Raw genomic sequence first — 19,106 nt, forward strand, 5'->3', positions numbered from 1 at the left:
CGGGGCGGGATCATGTGGACCGACGGCGGCGCCTTCCGCGACGCGCTCGCGGAGATGGGCCTGCTGAACGGTCTGGACGAGAGCGCCCGCGAGGAGCGCACCGAACTGGTCCGCTGGTTGTTGGAGCAGGGCTTCACCTTCGAGCAGATCCGGGCCGAGGTCGCGCCGATGCTGCTGCCCGCGCACCGGGAACTGGGCAACGACGGCCGATATGTGTCCGAGCGGCAGGTCAGTGACGGCGACGGCATCGACCCGGAACTGCTGCGCGGTCTCGAACGCGCGCTGGGCCTGCCCCGGCTGGCCGACCCGGACACCGTCGGACTGCTGCGGGCCGACGCCGACGCTGCGGTGCGGCTGCAGCGGCTGATCGCCGCCGGACTCGACCCCGGTCAGGTCACGCTGTTCGTTCGCCGTCTGGCCGAAGGGATTTCGCACGCGGTGCCGGCGTTCCGCTACAGCACGATGTCGGCGATCATGTCCCCGGGACTGACCGAGCTGGAGGTGGCCAAAGCCTACGAGCAGATGGTCGGCGAGGTGATCCCACTGCTGGGCCCGATGATTCAGGACATCCTGTTCGTGCAGCTGCGCCGGGCGCTCGAAGGTGAGGCGGTCAACGCCAGTGAGCGGGCGGAGGGCACCGCGCTGCCCGGCGCCCGCAAGCTCTCGGTGGCGTTCGCCGACATGGTCGGTTTCACCCGGCTCGGGGAGGCGGTACCACCGGAGGAGCTGGTGAGATTCGTTGAGCGGCTGGTGGATCTGGCGCACGAGGTGGTCAATCCGCCGGTCCGGCTGGTGAAGACCATCGGGGACGCGGTCATGCTGGTCTCCTCCGACCCGCTGAAACTGCTGGACACGACGATGGATCTGCTGGCGGCCGTCGGCCGGGACGAGCGGCTGCCGGAGCTGCGGATCGGGCTGGCCTCCGGGTGGGCGGTGAGCCGCGCCCGGGACTGGTTCGGCAGCCCGGTGAACGTGGCCAGCCGGGTGACCAGCGTCGCCGAACCCGGCACCGTGGTGGTCGCGGGGGCGGTGCACGATGCGATCGCCGACGCGGCCGGCTACCGCTGGACGTTCGTCGGCGCGCGCCAGCTCAAAGGCGTTGAGGGCGAGACCAGATTGTTTCGCGCACACCGCGAACCGCGGTGACGCCTCAGCGCGGCCGCACCACCACTTCGTGCAGGTGCGCGTCCGGCGGTGCCGTCACCACGTTCGCGACGATCCCCGCCACCGTCTCCGGGCGCAGGAACCGGGCCGGGTCGTACACCCCGCCCTCGAACGCGACCAGGTCGCGCTGCATCGCGGTGTCCACGCGGCCCGGATACACCGTCGTCACCCGCAGTCCCGGCTCGTCGTTCCGCAGCGAATCGGCGAAGGCACGCAGCGCGAACTTGCTCGCCGAATACGACGCCATCCCTGTCGAGACACGTTGCCCGGCACCGGAATTGATGAACACCACCCGGCCCTCGCCGCGCCGCAGGGCGGGCAGCAGCGCCAGCGTCAGCGCCACCGCGCCGAACACGTTGACCTCGAACGTGGCCCGCCACTCCTCGATGTAGGACTCGCCGACGGGGCCGGGCACCAGCACGCCGGCGTTGTGCACCAGCACGTCGAGTTCGTCGATGACCTCCACCGCGTCGGCCAGGCCGTCGGAGTCGGCCAGGTCCAGCGGCCAGGTGGTGGCACCGAGCCGGTCGGCGACGGCGTCCAGGTGCGCCGACGGCCGACCGGCCAGCAGCAGCGTGTGGGTGGGTTCCAGGGCGGTGGCGATCGCGGCGCCGATTCCGCTGCCGGCACCGGTGATCAGGGCGGTCGGCATGAATCTCAGGCCGGTTCGCCGGCCGAGGCGGCAGCCGAATCGTCGGCCGGACCGTCGGCCGGCTCACCACTGGCCAGCCGCTCCAGCGGTTCCAGCGCGCGGGTCAGCGTGGCGAGCTCCTCGGAGCTGAGCCGGCAGAGCATCGATGCCAGTGCGGCGTGCCGGGCCGCCAGCGACTCCCGGTGGGTGGCCAGCCCCTCCGGGGTGATGTCGACCAGCACCGCGCGCAGGTCGGAGGGATCACGGGTGCGTTTGACCAGCCCGATCTTCTCCAGCCGGCGAATCGCCACCGTGGTGGTGGGGGTGCGGACCCGCTCCAGCGCGGCCAGTTCCGTCATCCGGATCGGGCCGCGGTCCAGCAGGGTGATCAGGATCGACAGCTGGGCCAGCGTCAGCTCGCCGGTGGTGGTCCCGCGGCTGATGTCGCCGCGGCGCAGGATCGCGAAGAGTTTGGACAGCGAACGGTGCAATCCCTCAGCTATCGCCGTGACCTCCGGCGACTCGGGTGTGTGCTCCGCCATAGTTGACCAGTCTAAACGGGCGGACGGCTCACCGGGGGTGCCACCTGCGGTTAAGTCCTTCACAGCACCTGGGACAGGAAGCGCTGCAACCGTTCGGTCTCGGCCGCGGTGAACAGCCGCTCCGGCGGTCCCGATTCCACGACCTTGCCGCGGTCCATGAAAACGACGGTGTCGGAGGCGGATCGGGCGAAACCCATCTCGTGGGTGACCACGACCATCGTCATGCCGTCGTCGCCGAGCTCGCTGATCAGCGCCAGAACACCTTTGACCAGTTCGGGATCGAGCGCGGAGGTGGCCTCGTCGAAGAGCATCACCTGCGGTTGCATCGCCAGCGCCCTGGCGATCGCGACCCGCTGCTGCTGGCCGCCCGACAGCGCCGTCGGGCGCACCCCGGCCTTGTTCTTCAGCCCGACCCGGTCCAGCAGGTTCAGCGCGAGATCGCGGGCCGCGTCGGCGGACAGGCCGCGCAGCTTGCGCGGGGCCAGCGTGATGTTCTCCAGCACACTGCGGTGCGGGAACAGGTTGAAATGCTGGAACACCATGCCGATCCGCTGCCGCAGTTCGTCGGGGTCGTCGCCCAGCACCGATCGACCGCCGAGCAGGACGTCGCCGCTGTCGGGTTCGTAGAGCCGGTTCAGGGTGCGCAGCATCGTCGACTTGCCGGAGCCCGACGGGCCGATCACCGCGGCCGTGCTGCCGGCCGGCACCTCCAGGTCGACGCCGCGCAGCACCGTCGTCTTGCCGAAGGACAGGTGAATGTCCTTGGCGGTCAACGACACCGGCTCCCGATCCGGCTGGGTCATCAGGTGATCTCCTGGCTCGATACCGAGGGGTTGAGTTCCAGGTCGTCCTCCGGTTCGGCGGCCCGGCCGCGCCGCAGCCGATTGTCGACGACGTTCACCAGGTGCGTCAGCGGGATCGTCAGCGCCAGATACAGCAGGCCGGCCGCCACCAGCGGCGACAGGCTGCCGGTCTGGGCGTTGAAGTCGCGGCCCACCTGGAACAGTTCCCTCTGCCCGGCGACCAGACCCAGGAAGTACAGCAGCGCAGAGGCTTTCAGCAGCGCGATGAACTGATTCACCAGCGCCGGCAGCACCCGGCGGATGCCCTGCGGGATCACCACCAGCTGCATCGACGCCGGGTAGCCGAACCCGAGTGCGCGCGCGGCCTCCAGCTGCCCGGACTCCACGCTCTGAATTCCCGAGCGCAGGATCTCCCCGATGTAGGCCGCGGCCGTCAGGCCCAGTGCGGCGATCCCCAGCGGGTAGGGGTTGTTGTGGGTCAGCCCGCCGATCAGCGGCCCGACCGCCAGCCCGATCAGCAGGATGATCAGCACCTCCGGCAGCCCGCGGAAGATGTCGGTGTACACCCGGGCCGGCCAGCGCAGCCAGCGGGTGCGGGAGATGCCGGCGACGGCCAGCCCCAACCCGGCGACCAGGCCGATGGCGCCGCCGCTCAGGGTCAGCAGCACGGTGTTGGGCAGGCCGACCTTGATCAGATCCGGCAGCGCCGCCCGGTAGAGCCGCCAGTCGAAGAACGAGTCCCGCAGTTGTGCCAGCGTCGATTTCGGCGTGTAGGTCTCGGTCTCCGGCTTGTGGTGCCGCGCGGCGATCGCGGCGAAGTCCGGTAGGTGCGGGGTGGCCGCGGACTTGGAGCCCGGCTGCCAGCCCGGCGGCAGCGGCCGGGGGATCCAGTCGGTGTACAGCTGCGGCCAGGTGCCGTCGTCGATGACGGCGTCCAGCCCGGCGTTCAGCGCGGAGATCAGCGCCCGGTTCTCCTTGGCCACGGCGTACGCCTCGAAGCCGGCCGGGCTGAACGTGTAGCCGACGATCTGCGCCGGATCGTCGGCGCGCATCAGGTTGATCGCGGTCAGCGACGGGGCGACCCACGCGTCGACCTGGTGGCTCTTCAGCGCGGTGTACAGCGTGATGGAGTCGGGGAACCGCACCGGTTCCAGCTCCAGGGTGTCGACGACGTAGGCGTCCTCGACGGTGCCCTGCACCACCGCGATCCGCCGCCCGCGGGTCAGATCGTCGAACCCCGTGACGTCCGAACCGGCCGGGACCACCAGCGCCATGTAGCCGGTGTCGTAGCCGTTGGTGAACCCGACGGTGCGGCGGCGGGCATCGGTGGCGTTGATCGACGCCGAGCCGACGTCGAACCGGCCCGACTCCACCTGGGCGAGCAGCCCGAAGAAGTCGGTGCCGACGAACTGCACCCGCAGGCCGAGCTTGCGGGCGATCGCGCGGAGCAGTTCGTTGTCGAAGCCGGTGTAGCGGCCGGCGGCGTTGATGCAGTTCGTCGGGGGACTCTCGGTGAGCGTGCCGACGGTCAGCACGCCCGGCGTGATCAGCCCGAGCTTGCTGACGTCGATGGAGCTCAGCGGTTCGACACCGGCGGTGGTGTATTTGTCCTCGCGCGGCCGCTTGGCCGTCGCCAGCTTCTGCGGCAGCGCGATCGCGGATTCCTGACCGGCCGGTGCGCACTGGTCGGGGACGGCCCCGGCCGGCGGTGCGCAGCCGAGGCCGGCCACGATCAGCAGTACCGCCGCGAGCGCGAGCAATCTTCCGTTGACTCTGCGCTCAGGGCGCAGAAGTGCGGGTGAGGTGCGCCGTGAACGCAGAGTCAACGTCGAGAACGTCGCTAGCCGGTGATGAACTCTTCGAGCTGAACGCGCGCGACGTCGTCGGGCAGCTGCTTCGGCGGGCTCTTCATCAGGTAGGCCGACGCCGGGACGATCGGGCCGCCGATGCCGCGGTCCTTGGCGATCTTCGCCGCGCGCACCGCGTCGATGATGATGCCCGCGGAGTTGGGGGAGTCCCACACCTCGAGCTTGTACTCCAGGTTCAGCGGCACGTCGCCGAACGCGCGGCCCTCCAGCCGGACGTAGGCCCACTTGCGGTCGTCGAGCCAGGCGACGTGGTCGGACGGGCCGATGTGCACGTTCTTGTCCTCGACCTTGCCGGCCAGCGAGCCGGTGAGGTTGGAGGTGACGGCCTGGGTCTTGGAGACCTTCTTCGACTCCAGCCGCTCGCGCTCGAGCATGTTCTTGAAGTCCATGTTGCCGCCGACGTTGAGCTGGTAGGTGCGGTCCAGGGTGACGCCGCGGTCCTCGAACAGCTTGGCCATCACCCGGTGGGTGATGGTGGCGCCGACCTGGCTCTTGATGTCGTCGCCGACGATCGGCACCCCGGCGTCCTCGAACTTCTTGGCCCACACCGGGTCGGAGGCGATGAACACCGGCAGCGCGTTGACGAACGCCACGCCCGCGTCGATCGCGCACTGGGCGTAGAACTTGTCGGCGTCATCGGAGCCCACCGGCAGGTAGGAGACCAGCACGTCGACTTTGGCCTCCCGCAGGGCGGCCACCACGTCGACCGGGTCGGCGTCGGAGACCTCGATGGTCTCGGCGTAGTACTTGCCGATGCCGTCCAGGGTCGGGCCGCGCTGCACGATGACGTCGGTCGGCGGCACGTCGGCGATCTTGATGGTGTTGTTCTCCGAGGCGAAGATCGCCTCGGACAGGTCGAACCCGACCTTCTTCGCGTCGACGTCGAACGCGGCGACGAACTTGACGTCGCGCACGTGGTACTGGCCGAAACGCACGTGCATCAGGCCGGGGACCGTCGAGTTGTCGTCGGCGTTCTGGTAGTACTGGACGCCCTGGACCAGCGAGGACGCGCAGTTTCCGACGCCGACAATGGCGACCCGCACATCCGTCGACGCCGCCGATGCGGTTTGCTCACTCATTTCCGACGTTCTCCTTTTTCTGCTTCCACTGCTGAAGTGCTGGTGTTCTGGTGTTCGATCAGGGTTGTTCGGGTCGACTCTGTGCCACTCGCTCGGCCGCGATCAGTTCGTTGAGCCACTTGACCTCCCGTTCGCTGGATTCCAGCCCGAGCTGGTGCAGTTGGCGGGTGTAGCGGTCCAACGAGTTGGTGGCGCGCATCACCGCGTTGCGCAGGCCCTCCCGGCGCTCCTCCACCTGCCGGCGGCGGCCCTCCAGAATCCGCATCCGCGCCTCGGCCGGGGTGCGGTTGAAGAACGCGAGGTGGACGCCGAATCCGTCGTCGGTGTAGTTCTGCGGGCCGGTGTCGGCCACCAACTCGTTGAACCGCTGCCGGCCGGCGTCGGTGAGTTGGTACACCCGGCGGGCCCGGCGCACCGGGGTGCCGGCCGGGGCGGCGTCCTCGGCGATCAGCCCGGCCGTCTGCATGCGGCGCAGCGCCGGGTACAGCGAACCGTAGGAGAACGCGCGGAAGGCGCCGAGCAGTCCGGTCAGCCGCTTGCGGAGTTCGTAGCCGTGCATCGGGGACTCCAGCAGGAGGCCCAGAACGGCAAGCTCCAGCACCTGAACACCTCCCCGCGATTCCGCTACGACGCTCCGACAGTTCGCGACATAGTATCGCGCCGATATAACCCGGACCACCCCGCGGGTGTGGTTGAAGTCGCGATTTGCCTAGCGCTGTGACGGCGGCGAGCCTAAATTGTGAAAGGTGCGACTACAGAGACAGGTGCTCCACAGGGCGCTGTGGGGGGTCGCTGTTAGTGCAGGGCCGGATGGTGCCGGCGATGATGCGAACCCGGCCGAACCGCTGCGGCCGGTGGACTGGGCGCGAGCCCGGCGCCGCGGGGCCGCTGTGGCCGCCGTACTGCTGCTTGCGCCGGCGCTGACCTTCGCGGTCGCCTACCGGCGTGCCGACGTCCCGGCGCCGGGTGACGTGACCACCAACCAGGTCTCGACGATCCTGGCCCGGGACGGCGGGCTGCTGGCGAAGATCATCCCGCCGGAGGGCAACCGCGTCGACGTCGCCATCGACCGGGTGCCGGTGCACGTGCGCGATGCGGTGCTGGCCGCCGAGGACCGGGATTTCTACACCAATCACGGTTACTCGCTGTCCGGACTGGTGCGGGCGGTCAAGAACAACCTTTTCGGCGGCGACACCCAGGGCGGGTCCACGATCACCCAGCAGTACGTCAAGAACGCGCTGGTGGGGTCGGAGCGGGTGGGCTTCGGCGGACTGGAGCGCAAGGCGAAGGAACTCGTGATCGCCACGAAGATGTCGTCGCAGTGGTCCAAGAACGAGGTGCTGGAGGCCTACCTCAACATCATCTACTTCGGCCGGCACAGCTACGGCGTCTCCGCGGCCGCCCGGGCGTACTTCGACAAGCGGATCGAGGACCTGACGGTCGCCGAGGGCGCCCTGCTGGCGACGGTCATCCAGCGCCCGTCCGCGCTGGACCCCGCCGTCAACCGGGAGGCCGCGGTCAACAGGTGGAACTGGGTGCTCGACGGCATGGTGGAGATCGGTGCGCTCTCCGCCGAAGACCGTGCCGCCCAGCGGTTCCCGGTGACGATGCCGCCGGACAAGGCGTACCTGGCCGATCAGACCGTCGGGCCGAACGGGCTGATCGAACGGCAGGTCATCGCCGAACTGCTGGATCTGCTGGGCATCGACGAGCGGACGCTGAACATGCAGGGTCTGCAGATCACCACCACGATCGACCCGACCGCGCAGCGCGCCGCGCGGGAAGCCGTCGCGAAATATCTGGCCGGGCAGAACCCGGACATGCGCGCCGCCGTGGTGTCGATCGACGCCGGCAGCGGCGGGGTGCGGGCCTACTACGGCGGCGCGGACGCCAACGGGTTCGACTTTGCGCAGGCGGGGCTGCAGACCGGTTCGACGTTCAAGGTGTTCGCGCTGGTCGCGGCGCTCAAGCAGGGGATCGGTCTGGGGCACGAGGTGGACAGCGCACCGCTGACCGTCCACGGAATCAAGATCAGCAACGTCAGCAACGCCAGTTGCGGGGTGTGCAACCTCGCGGAGGCGCTGAAGCGCTCGCTGAACACGGCCTACTACCGGCTGATGCTCGACCTGCGACACGGACCGCAGGATGTGGCCGACGCTGCGCACCAGGCCGGGGTGGCGGCGAGTTTTCCCGGCGTACCGCACACCCTCAGCGAGGACGGCAAAGGCGGCCCGCCGAACAACGGGATCGTGCTGGGCCAGTACCAGACCCGGGTGATCGACATGGCGTCCGCGTACGCCACCCTCGCCGATTCGGGGATCTACCACACGCCGCACTTCATCCAGAAGGTCGTGGACCGCGACGGCCGGGTGCTCTTCGACCGGGCCCGGGAGAAGCATCAGCACGAGCAGCGCCTGCCCGCGGCGGTCGCCGACAACGTCAGCGCCGCGATGGAGCCGATCGCCGCCTATGCGGGCGGGCACGCCCTGGCCGGTGGGCGCCCGTCCGCGGCGAAGACCGGCACCACCCAACTCGGCACGACCGGCGCCAACCGCGACGCCTGGATGGTCGGCTACACCCCGACGCTGTCCACCGCGGTGTGGGTGGGCACGGTCACGGGCGACGAGCCGCTGAGTAACAAGTGGGGCGGCCCGGTCTACGGTGCCGGCCTGCCGGCCGACATCTGGAAGGCGACCATGGACGGCGCGCTGCGGGGCACCCGCAACGAGTCTTTCCCCAAGCCGGCCTCGATCGGTGGCTTCGCCGGGATACCGGTGCCGCCGCCGCCCCCACCGGTGTGGGTGCCCGCGCCGCTGCCGCCGCTCGAACCGTTGACTATCCCCGATCTCCCGCCGCTGCCGGGAATGCCGGGAATGCCGCCCCCACCGCCGCCGCCCCCGCCGCCTCCACCGCCACCGCCGCTGCCCCCGCCGCCGCCACCACCGCCGCCGCCGTTGCCGTTGAGCCAGCCCGTCCCCTAGGGCCGGACGTGGCTTTCACCTCAGACCGGCTTGCTACGCATCGGCGCGCAGCGGACCGACGTACTCTGGTGATCGTGCGATTGCAGCGACAGGTGGTGGACTACGCGCTTCGGCGCCGCTCCCTGCTGGCCGAGGTCTACTCCGGGCGCACCGGGGTCTCCGAGGTGTGCGACGCCAACCCCTACCTGCTGCGCGCCGCGAAGTATCACGGCAAGACCAGTGCGGTGGTGTGCCCGATCTGCCGCAAGGAGCCGCTCACGCTGGTGTCCTGGGTGTACGGCGACCACCTGGGCCCGGTGTCCGGATCGGCGCGCTCCGCCGAGGAGCTGGTGCTGCTGGCCACCCGCTACCCGGAGTTCTCGGTGCACGTCGTGGAGGTATGCCGAACCTGCAGCTGGAATCACCTGGTGAAGTCGTACCTGCTCGGAATGGCACGTCCGCCCAAGGGCACCCAGCGTCGACGGACGGCGCGGACCGGCGCGCGCACGGCCAGTGAGTAAGCACGACGACGACCGGCCGGAGGATGTCCCGGCCGGCCACCCCGAGAGCGGCTCCCGCAGTGGCGGCCGCCGCCATGCCCCGCCGGACAACCGGCTGACCACGATCATCCCGGCCGTCACCGACGACGCCCGGACGGAACTGCGCGACCCGCTCGAAACGGTGAAGGCGGCGCTGGACGGCCCCCGCCCGCGGCGCGACGAGGCGCTCAGCGGCCGCAGCCGTCGGGTGGAGCCTGCGGAGGTGGACGCCGCCCCGCGCGCCGAGCCCCGGCAGCGATCGGCGCGGCCCGCCCCGCGCGGCCGGCGCGGCGACGAGCAACCGGTCCCGGATGCCCCGGAGCCGCTGAATCCGCTGGAGTGGCTGCGGCTGCACCGACCGAAGCCGAACTGGAGATGGATCCGGCGCGGGATCTACGCCGCGCTGGCGGTGATGCTGCTGCTGCCGATCATCACGTTCGCGATGGCCTACTCGATCACCGACGTCCCCAAACCCGGTGACATCCGCACCAACCAGGTGTCGACGATCCTGGCCAGTGACGGCAGTGAGCTCGCGAAAATCATTCCGCCAGAAGGCAATCGCGTCGACATCAACATCGAACAGGTTCCGGTGCACGTGCGCAACGCGGTGCTGGCCGCCGAGGACCGCGACTTCTACACCAACCCGGGCTTCTCGGTCTCCGCGTTCGCCCGCGCGATCAAGAACAACCTGTTCGGCGGCGACACCCAGGGCGGCTCGACGATCACCCAGCAGTACGTCAAGAACGCGCTCGTCGGCTCGGAGCGGGTCGGTATGGGCGGCCTGGTCCGCAAGGCCAAAGAGCTGGTGATCGCCACGAAGATGTCGCGGGAGTGGCCGAAAGACGAAGTGCTGCAGTCCTATCTGAACATCATCTACTTCGGGCGCAGCGCCTACGGGATCTCCGCGGCGGCGAAGGCCTACTTCGACAAGCCGGTCGAGCAGCTCGACGTCGCCGAGGGTGCACTGCTGGCCGCACTGATCCAGCGGCCGTCCACGCTGGACCCCGCCGTCGACCCGGAGGGCGCCGCCGACCGGTGGAACTGGGTGCTCGACGGGATGGTGGAGACCGGCGCGCTGTCGCATGAGGAGCGTGCTGGGCTGGTGTTCCCGCCGACGGTGCCGCCGGAGCAGGCGCGCGCGGCGAACATCACCACCGGGCCCGACGGGCTGATCCAGCGCCAGGTCACCAAGGAACTGCTGGACCTGTTCAACATCGACGAGCAGACGCTGAACACCCAGGGGCTGCAGATCACCACCACGATCGACACGGCGGCGCAGCGCGCGGCGGTGGACGCCGTCAAGAAATACCTGGACGGCCAGACGCCGAACATGCGAGCCGCGGTGGTCTCCATCGATCCGCGGACCGGCGCGGTGCGGGCCTACTACGGCGGTTCGGACGCCAACGGCTTCGACTTCGCGCAGGCCGGGCTGCAGACCGGGTCGTCGTTCAAGGTGTTCGCGCTGGTGGCCGCGCTGGAGCAGGGGATCGGTCTGGGCTATCAGGTGGACAGCTCCCCGCTGACCGTCAACGGCATCAAGATCGGCAACGTGGAGGGTGAGGGCTGCGGCACCTGCAACATCGCCGAGGCGCTGAAGCGGTCGCTGAACACGTCGTACTACCGGCTGATGCTCAAACTCAAGAACGGCTCGCAGGACGTTGCCGACGCGGCGCACCGGGCCGGGGTGGCGAGCAGCTTCCCCGGTGTCCCGCACACCCTCAGCGAGGACGGTCAGGGCGGACCGCCCAGCAACGGGGTGGTGCTCGGCCAGTACCAGACTCGGGTGATCGACATGGCCTCGGCGTACGCGACGCTGGCCGACTCCGGCATCTACCACCCGCCGCACTTCGTGCAGAAGGTAGTCAACGCCGAGGGCCGGGTGCTCTTCGACGCAGACACCGCCGACGACACCGGCGAGCAGCGCATCCCCAAGGACGTCGCCGACAACGTCAGCGCCGCGATGCAGCCGATCGCCGGCTGGTCGCGTGGCCACACCCTGGCCGGCGGGCGGCCGTCGGCGGCCAAGACCGGCACCACCCAGCTCGGCGACACCGGGGCCAACCGGGACGCCTGGATGGTCGGGTACACGCCGTCGCTGTCGACGGCGGTCTGGGTCGGCACCACCGGGGGCGACGAGCCGCTGGTGAACGAGTGGGGCGGGCCGGTGTACGGCTCCGGGCTGCCGTCCGACATCTGGAAGGCCACGATGGACGGCGCGCTGGACGGCACCCCCACCGAGAACTTCCCCAAGCCCACCGAGATCGGCGGCTACGCCGGCCTGCCGGTCGCCCCGCCGCCGATGCCGGCCGGGCCGCCGCCCCCGCCGGCCGAGACCGTCATCCAGCCGACGATCGAGATCGCGCCGGGCATCACCATCCCGATCGGGCCGCCCACCACCATCACCGCCGCGCCGCCGGCGCCGGAACCCCCGCCGCCCGGGCCGCCGGAGGCGGGCGCCCCACCGCCACCGTGACCGACACCGAATCCCGCATTGTCGTCGCGTCGCCGCGGGCACTCGCGACGGATCTGCGCACCGCCGACGACCGCGATCTGCCCAGCCGGACGGACGCGCTGGCGAATGCTCTCTCCGAGACCGTCGGGGGACCGGTGGGCCGGCACGCGGTGATCGGGCGCAGCCGGTTCATGACGCCGCTGCGGGTGATGTTCCTGATCGGCGTGGTGTTCCTGGCGCTGGGCTGGACGACCAAGGCCGCCTGCCTGCAGAGCGTCGGCGCCGGCGCGCCCGACCAGCGGGTGGCCAACTGGGACAACGGCCGTGCCTACTTCGAGCTGTGCTACTCCGACATCGTGCCGCTGTACAGCGCCGAACTGCTGGACGAGGGCAGGTTCCCGTACAAGTCGCACTGGATCGAGAAGGACGGGGCCGGCAAGGAGCAGGTCCGCTACGACGGCCGGCCGGCCGTGCGCTACATGGAGTACCCGGTGCTGACCGGGCTCTACCAGTACGCGGCGATGACGATCGCCAAGACCTACACCGTGATCAGCAAGGTGGTGCCGCTGCCGGTGCTGCGCGGGGTCGCCGAGGTGGTGGTGTTCTTCGACATCTGCGCGCTGGGCCTGGCGCTGTGCTGGCTGACGGTGGTGTGGGCGACCGCCGGGCTGGCCGGGCGACGGGTGTGGGACGCCGCGCTGGTGGCGGCCTCGCCGCTGGTGATCTTCCAGATCTTCACCAATTTCGACGCGCTGGCCGTCGCGTTCGCGGTCGGCGCGCTGCTGGCCTGGGCGCGCCGACGCCCGGCGCTCGCCGGGGCGCTGATCGGGCTCGGCACGGCGGCCAAGCTCTACCCGCTGCTGCTGCTGGTGCCGCTGCTGCTGCTGGGGCTGCGCACGGGCCGGCTGCGGGAGGTGCGATCGGCGGTGACGACGGCGGCCGTGGCCTGGCTGGCGGTGAATCTGCCGGTGCTGCTGGCGTTTCCGCGCGGCTGGAGTGAGTTCTTCCGGCTGAACGCCCGGCGCGGTGACGACATGGACTCGCTGTACAACGTGCTGCGGTCGCTGACCGGCTGGCCGGGTTTCGACGCCGAACTGGGCTTCTGGCAGCCGCCCGGGGTGCTCAACACGGTGGTGGCGGTGGCGTTCGCGGCGTGCTGCGCGGGGATCGGTTACCTCGCGCTGACCGCGCCGACGCGCCCGCGGCTGGCCCAGTTGGCGTTCCTGACGGTGGCGGCGTTCCTGCTGACCGGCAAGGTGTGGAGCCCGCAGTTCTCGCTGTGGCTGGTGCCGCTGGCGGTGCTGGCGCTGCCGCACCGGCGGGTGCTGCTGGCCTGGATGACGCTCGACGCGCTGGTCTGGGTGCCGCGGATGTACTACCTGTACGGCGCGGACAAACGGGGCCTGACCGAGCCGTGGTTCACCGGGACCGTGCTGGTGCGCGACCTGGCGGTGCTGGTGCTGTGCGGTCTGGTGATCCGGCAGATCTACCGGCCTGCCCACGATCTGGTGCGCTGGGGCGGCCGGCTCGACGACCCGGCGGGCGGGGTGTTCGATGCGGCGGTGGATGCGCCGCCGGCGTGGCTGCCGGGGTGGCTGCGGCCGACGATTTCGCGCCTGACCCCGCCCTCCGGTAGCCTGACCGGGTTACCGACGCAGGTGACCCTCCTGCCACGGGATTCCGTGGCCGAACACGACCATAGGAGGTGATGAGGTTCCCATGCGTCCTTACGAAATCATGGTCATCCTTGACCCCACTCTCGACGAGCGCACCGTAGCTCCGTCGCTGGAGACTTTCCTCAACGTCGTCCGCAAGGACGGCGGCACTGTCGACAAGGTCGACATCTGGGGGAAGCGCCGCCTTGCCTACGAGATCGCCAAGCATGCCGAGGGCATCTACGCGGTCATCGACGTCAAGGCCGCCCCGGCGACCGTGTCCGAACTGGACCGTCAGCTCGGCCTGAACGAGTCGGTGTTGCGCACCAAGGTGATGCGCACCGACAAGTCGTAGCTGTTGCGTAGGCTCAGCGCCAACAGCAGCCGATCAATTCAAGGAGGGCCCCGTGGCCAGTGGTGACACCCCGATAACCGTCATCGGAAACCTGACCGCGGACCCCGATCTGCGGTTCACCGCGTCCGGGGCGGCCGTCGCCAACTTCACGGTGGCGTCCACCCCGCGGGTCTTCGACCGGCAGACCAACGAATGGAAAGACGGCGACGCACTGTTCCTGCGGTGCAACATCTGGCGGGAGGCCGCGGAGAACGTGGCCGAGAGCCTGACCCGCGGGTCACGCGTCATCGTCACCGGTCGGCTCAAGCAGCGGTCGTTCGAAACCCGTGAGGGGGAGAAGCGCACCGTCGTCGAGGTCGAGGTCGATGAGATCGGTCCGTCGCTGCGCTACGCGACCGCCAAGCCGAACAAGATCAGCCGCGGCGGCGGTGGTGGCGGTTTCGGCGGTGGCGGCGGGTCCGCCCCGGCGGCCCCGTCCGGTCCGCCCGCGGAGGACCCGTGGGGCAGCGCCCCGGCCACCGGCTCGTTCGGCGGCGCGGACGACGAACCGCCCTTCTGACACATCGCGCGGAGCACGGCCCGACGGCCGGCCCGCACGGACAACTTGAACTACAGCACGAAAGAGACAGGTAGATGGCTAAGACCAACAAGCGGCGCCCGGCGCCCGAGAAGCCGATCAAGACACGCAAGTGCGCATTCTGCTCCAACAAGAAGCAGGTGATCGACTACAAGGACACCTCGCTGCTGCGCACCTACATCAGTGAGCGGGGCAAGATCCGCGCCCGCCGCGTGACCGGCAACTGCGTTCAGCACCAGCGCGACGTCGCGCTCGCGGTGAAGAACGCCCGCGAGGTTGCACTGCTGCCCTTCACCTCGTCGGCCCGCTAGCCGCACACCGACGGAGAAAGTACGAAATCATGAAGCTGATTCTGACCGCCGACGTCGAGCACCTCGGTGCCGCCGGCGACACCGTTGAGGTCAAAGACGGTTACGGCCGCAACTACCTGCTGCCGCGGGGCCTGGCGATCACCGCCACCAAGGGTGCCGAGAAGCAGGCCGCCGACATCCGGCGGGCCCGCGAGACCAAGATGGTGCGGGACCGCGAGCACGCCGACGAGCTCAAGGCCGCCATCACCGACCTGGGTCCGGTGGCGCTGCCGGTGAAGACCTCCGGGGATTCGGGCAAGCTGTTCGGCTCGGTGACCGCCGCCGACGTCGTGGCCGCCATCCGCAAGGCCGGTGGGCCGAAGCTGGAGAAGCGGATCGTCCGGCTGCCGAAGCTGCACATCAAGAAGATCGGCAAGCACCCGGTGTTCGTGCACCTGCACCACGACGTGACCGTCGAGATCTCCCTCGACGTCACCCCCGGCGAGTAGCCGGCTCGATACGACGAAGCCCCGACGGCGCCCCTGCGGCACCGCCGGGGCTTCGTCGTCGGCGGATCTCTCGGGAAGCAGGCTAATTTCTGACAACGGCCGGTTCTCGGCGGCGTTCACCGCCCGGTAGACGCGCGTCCACCCGCCGGCGAGGCAACACGCCCAAGCCGTCCACCTGATGCGACACGCCGAACAACTTGTCCTCCACAGCCCAGCCCCACCCGTGTGCTGCGCTTACCAGCAGTGATAGTGCAGCGAAGCCGCTTCATCCACAGGTCTTCCCCACCGCCGCGAACAGGACGGGGGGCGGTGCCCACAGTCCATCCACACCTTTGTGAACAACCCCGTTTGGTGTCGTCGCCAGCAACGCCTAGCGTCAACCCGGCACGAATCGACAGGGGTGTCGGTGGCCACGACTACGGTCGGGACACCGGCGGCGAATAGCTGGTCGAGCGTGTTGCCGGAGGGAGGTGGGGCGCATGGCAGTGGTTGACGATCGTGGGCACTCCGAGTTGGAGGAGCCGCCCCGCGAGGATGTCGGCCGCCAGCCGCCCCAGGACCTCGTCGCCGAGCAGTCCGTGCTCGGCGGCATGCTGCTGAGCAAGGACGCCATCGCCGACGTGCTGGAGCGGCTGCGGCCCGGCGACTTCTACCGCCCGGTGCACCAGAACATCTACGACGCGATCCTCGACCTCTACGGGCGCGGTGAGCCGGCCGACGCGGTGACGGTGGCCGCCGAACTGGACCGCCGGGGCCTGCTGCGCCGGGTCGGCGGCGCCCCGTACCTGCACACGCTGATCTCCACGGTGCCGACGGCGGCCAACGCCGGGTACTACGCCGGGATCGTCGGTGAGAAGGCGATCCTGCGCCGGCTGGTGGAGGCCGGCACCCGGGTGGTGCAGTACGGCTACGCCGGGGCCGAGGGCGCCGACGTCGCCGAGGTGGTCGACCGCGCCCAGGCCGAGATCTACGAGGTGGCCGAGCGGCGCACCTCCGAGGACTTCGTGCCGCTGGAAGACTTGCTGCAGCCCACGATGGACGAGATCGACGCGATCGCCTCGCACGGCGGCATCTCCCGGGGGGTGCCGACCGGGTTCACCGACCTCGACGAGGTGACCAACGGGCTGCACCCCGGCCAGATGATCATCATCGCGGCTCGGCCCGGTATGGGGAAGGCACTGGCGCTGGACACCCCGCTGCCCACCCCGGGCGGGTGGACCACGATGGGCGATGTCACCGTCGGCACCGAGTTGCTGGGGGCCGACCTTGCGCCCACGCGGGTGGTCGCACTCACCGAGATCATGCTGGGCCGACCCTGCTACGAGATCGAGTTCTCCGACGGCACCGTGATCATCGCCGACGAGCAGCACCAGTGGCCGACCGGTTACGGGGTGCGTACCACCGGCGAACTGCGCCACGGCGACGACAGCATCTGCGCCGGCGAGCCGGCCGGTGGGGGAGCGCCGGTGCTGACCCCGGTCGTTCAGGTTCAGGCGGTGCGGCGGGTGCCGACGGTGCCGGTGCGCTGCGTGCAGGTGGACAACCCGGCGCATCTGTACCTGGCCGGGCGCGGCATGGTGCCCACCCACAACTCCACCCTGGCGCTGGACTTCATGCGCTCCTGCTCGATCAAGAACCGGATGCCCAGCGTCTTCTTCTCGCTGGAGATGGGCAAGTCCGAGATCGTGATGCGGCTGCTGAGCGCCGAGGCGAAGATCAAGCTCGGCGACATGCGCTCGGGCCGGATGACCGACGACGACTGGACCCGGCTGGCGCGGCGGATGAGTGAGATCAGCGAGGCGCCGCTCTACATCGACGACTCGCCGAACCTGACGATGATGGAGATCCGGGCCAAGGCCCGCCGGCTCAAGCAGAAGGCCGACCTGCGCCTGGTCGTGGTCGACTACCTGCAGCTGATGTCTTCGGGCAAGAAGGTGGAGTCGCGTCAGCTCGAGGTCTCGGAGTTCTCCCGCCAACTCAAGCTGCTGGCCAAGGAGCTGGAGCTGCCGGTGATCGCGCTGAGCCAGCTCAACCGTGGTCCCGAGCAGCGCACCGACAAGAAGCCGATGCTGTCGGACCTGCGTGAGTCCGGGTGCCTGACCGCCTCGACGCGAATCCTGCGGGCCGACAACGGTTCCGAGGTCACCCTGGGTGAGTTGATGCGCACCGGGGAGCGCCCACTGGTGTGGTCACTGGACGACCGGCTGCAGATGGTGGCCCGGCCGATGACCAACGTGTTCCCCAGCGGGCACCGCGAGGTGTTCACGCTGCGGATGGCCTCCGGGCGTGAGGTGCAGGCCACCGCCAACCACCCGTTCCTCACCTTGGACGGTTGGGTTGCGCTGGGCGACTTGAACGTCGGAGACCGGCTGGCGGTGCCGCGGCGGGTGCCGGAGCCGGTGCAGACCCAGCGGATGGAAGACTCCGAGGTGATCCTGCTGGCGCACATGATCGGCGACGGGTCGTGCGTGAAGAACCAGCCGATCCGTTACGCCTCGATCGACGAGGCGAACCTGACTTCGGTGACGGCCGCGGCGATGCACTTCGGGGTGACGGGGGTGCGCGACGAATACGCCGCCGCCCGGGTGACCACGTTGCGCCTGCCGGCCCCGTATCACTTGACGCACGGCAAACGGAACCCGATCGCGGCCTGGCTGGACAAGCTGGGGCTGTTCGGCAAGCGCAGCTACGAGAAGTTCGTCCCGGCGGAGGTTTTCGCGCTGCCCAACGATCAGGTGGCGCTGTTCCTGCGGCACCTGTGGGCGACCGACGGCTCGGTGTCCTGGGACGGCAAGCACGGGGTTGGGCGCATCTACTACGCCTCGACGAGCCGGCAGCTGATTGACGACGTGGCAGCCCTGCTGGCACGGGTTGGGGTGTTCGGCCGGATCAAGCGGGTGACCAAGGCCGGCTACCGCGACGGCTGGCACCTGTGCCTCTTCGGTGCGGAGAACCAGGTCCGGTTCCTGCACATCGTCGGAGCGCAGGGCGCGAAGGCGGTGGGGGCCAAGGAGATTCTGGCCCAGCTGCAAGGGGTGGCGCGCAACCCCAACCTGGACACCGTGCCGAAAGAGGTCTGGGCGCAGGTCCGCCGCGCGTTGGCCGATCAGGAGATGACCCAGCGCGAGTTCGCTGCGGCCATGGGCACCAAGTACTGCGGGTCGACGATGTGGAAGCACGCACCGAGTCGCGGGCGGTTGCACCGCGCCGCCGCGGTGCTCGAGGACCATGACATCCATGACCTGGCGACCAGCGACGTGTACTGGGACACCATCGTGGAGATCACCAGTATCGGCGAGCACGATGTGTTCGACGGCACCGTGCCTGGCACGCATAACTTTGTCGCACAGGGGATCTCGGTCCATAACAGCCTTGAACAAGATGCGGATATGGTGATCCTCCTGCACCGCCCGGATGCCTTCGAGCGTGACGACCCGCGCGGTGGTGAGGCCGATCTGATCTTGGCCAAGCACCGCAACGGGCCGACGAAGACCGTGACGGTGGCGCACCAGTTGCACCTGAGCCGGTTTACGAATATGGCGCGCTGAGGGTTTGGCGGGGCTGTAGGGTCTCACGCTCCGTGTCGTTTTCTCACGGTCGGTGTCATCTCCTTGCCGCGTGTCTCAGAGACGTGTCATACTGGCGGGGGTATTGTTTAGGTTCGAAGTCGAGTTGGCTCGCC

The 19,106-nt window shown here is 69.5% G+C and carries 16 protein-coding genes; 10 read left to right on the top strand and 6 right to left on the bottom strand.

Features of this window, described 5'->3' with window-relative positions; genetic code table 11:
• Window positions 1–12 precede the first annotated feature (12 nt).
• Window positions 13–1,146 carry an adenylate/guanylate cyclase domain-containing protein gene (locus tag KIH27_RS09365; RefSeq protein ID WP_214092663.1) on the top strand — a complete coding sequence of 378 codons (1,134 nt, stop codon included), beginning with the start codon at window positions 13–15 and terminating at the stop codon, window positions 1,144–1,146.
• Between the two features lie 4 nt (window positions 1,147–1,150).
• Here the strand turns inward: KIH27_RS09365 and KIH27_RS09370 are convergent, their stop codons facing one another.
• The 6 genes from KIH27_RS09370 to KIH27_RS09395 all read right to left on the bottom strand — a co-directional run bounded on the left by KIH27_RS09370 (window position 1,151) and on the right by KIH27_RS09395 (window position 6,688).
• The gene (locus KIH27_RS09370; protein ID WP_214092664.1) at window positions 1,151–1,816 is read right to left on the bottom strand and encodes an SDR family oxidoreductase; all 666 of its coding nucleotides are present in this window, start codon (window positions 1,814–1,816) and stop codon (window positions 1,151–1,153) included.
• A gap of 5 nt (window positions 1,817–1,821) precedes the next feature.
• Window positions 1,822–2,337 carry a MarR family winged helix-turn-helix transcriptional regulator gene (locus KIH27_RS09375; RefSeq protein ID WP_214092665.1) on the bottom strand — a complete coding sequence of 172 codons (516 nt, stop codon included), beginning with the start codon at window positions 2,335–2,337 and terminating at the stop codon, window positions 1,822–1,824.
• Window positions 2,338–2,396: 59 nt separating this feature from the next.
• Window positions 2,397–3,140 (bottom strand): amino acid ABC transporter ATP-binding protein, encoded by a 744-nt coding sequence (locus KIH27_RS09380; RefSeq protein WP_214092666.1) that lies wholly within the window; start codon window positions 3,138–3,140, stop codon window positions 2,397–2,399.
• Window positions 3,140–4,900, bottom strand: a complete 1,761-nt coding sequence (locus tag KIH27_RS09385; protein WP_250149832.1) for an ABC transporter substrate-binding protein/permease — start codon at window positions 4,898–4,900, stop codon at window positions 3,140–3,142. Before KIH27_RS09385 ends, KIH27_RS09380 begins: the two co-directional genes overlap by 1 nt.
• An 80-nt stretch (window positions 4,901–4,980) precedes the next feature.
• On the bottom strand, window positions 4,981–6,087 hold the full coding sequence (locus tag KIH27_RS09390; RefSeq protein ID WP_214092667.1) for an inositol-3-phosphate synthase: 1,107 nt from the start codon (window positions 6,085–6,087) through the stop codon (window positions 4,981–4,983).
• Between the two features lie 58 nt (window positions 6,088–6,145).
• Complete coding sequence (locus tag KIH27_RS09395) at window positions 6,146–6,688, bottom strand: PadR family transcriptional regulator (protein WP_214092668.1); 543 nt, start codon at window positions 6,686–6,688, stop codon at window positions 6,146–6,148.
• Window positions 6,689–6,833: 145 nt separating this feature from the next.
• Between KIH27_RS09395 and KIH27_RS09400 the strand changes: the two genes are divergently transcribed.
• The 9 genes from KIH27_RS09400 to KIH27_RS09440 all read left to right on the top strand — a co-directional run bounded on the left by KIH27_RS09400 (window position 6,834) and on the right by KIH27_RS09440 (window position 18,972).
• Window positions 6,834–9,068, top strand: a complete 2,235-nt coding sequence (locus KIH27_RS09400; RefSeq protein ID WP_214092669.1) for a transglycosylase domain-containing protein — start codon at window positions 6,834–6,836, stop codon at window positions 9,066–9,068.
• 74 nt (window positions 9,069–9,142) lie between these two features.
• Window positions 9,143–9,568, top strand: a complete 426-nt coding sequence (locus KIH27_RS09405) for a DUF5318 family protein (RefSeq protein ID WP_214092670.1) — start codon at window positions 9,143–9,145, stop codon at window positions 9,566–9,568.
• A complete protein-coding gene (locus KIH27_RS09410; RefSeq protein WP_214092671.1) occupies window positions 9,561–12,059 on the top strand; it encodes a transglycosylase domain-containing protein in 2,499 nt (832 codons plus the stop codon). Before KIH27_RS09405 ends, KIH27_RS09410 begins: the two co-directional genes overlap by 8 nt.
• Window positions 12,056–13,747, top strand: coding sequence for a glycosyltransferase family 87 protein (locus KIH27_RS09415; protein ID WP_214092672.1), 1,692 nt, complete (start codon window positions 12,056–12,058; stop codon window positions 13,745–13,747). The genes KIH27_RS09410 and KIH27_RS09415 overlap by 4 nt, the downstream gene beginning before the upstream one ends.
• A 10-nt stretch (window positions 13,748–13,757) precedes the next feature.
• A complete protein-coding gene (rpsF, locus tag KIH27_RS09420; RefSeq protein ID WP_214092673.1) occupies window positions 13,758–14,048 on the top strand; it encodes a 30S ribosomal protein S6 in 291 nt (96 codons plus the stop codon).
• 52 nt (window positions 14,049–14,100) lie between these two features.
• Entirely contained in the window at window positions 14,101–14,607 is a 507-nt protein-coding gene (locus tag KIH27_RS09425; RefSeq protein WP_214092674.1) for a single-stranded DNA-binding protein, read from the top strand.
• 74 nt (window positions 14,608–14,681) lie between these two features.
• Window positions 14,682–14,936, top strand: coding sequence for a 30S ribosomal protein S18 (rpsR, locus tag KIH27_RS09430; RefSeq protein ID WP_085128913.1), 255 nt, complete (start codon window positions 14,682–14,684; stop codon window positions 14,934–14,936).
• A gap of 29 nt (window positions 14,937–14,965) precedes the next feature.
• Window positions 14,966–15,424 (top strand): 50S ribosomal protein L9, encoded by a 459-nt coding sequence (rplI, locus tag KIH27_RS09435; protein ID WP_214092675.1) that lies wholly within the window; start codon window positions 14,966–14,968, stop codon window positions 15,422–15,424.
• 479 nt (window positions 15,425–15,903) lie between these two features.
• Window positions 15,904–18,972, top strand: coding sequence for a replicative DNA helicase (locus tag KIH27_RS09440; RefSeq protein WP_214092676.1), 3,069 nt, complete (start codon window positions 15,904–15,906; stop codon window positions 18,970–18,972).
• The last annotated feature ends 134 nt before the right edge of the window (window positions 18,973–19,106 follow it).

Source organism: Mycolicibacter acidiphilus (assembly GCF_018455725.1).
Taxonomy (GTDB): domain Bacteria; phylum Actinomycetota; class Actinomycetes; order Mycobacteriales; family Mycobacteriaceae; genus Mycobacterium; species Mycobacterium acidiphilum.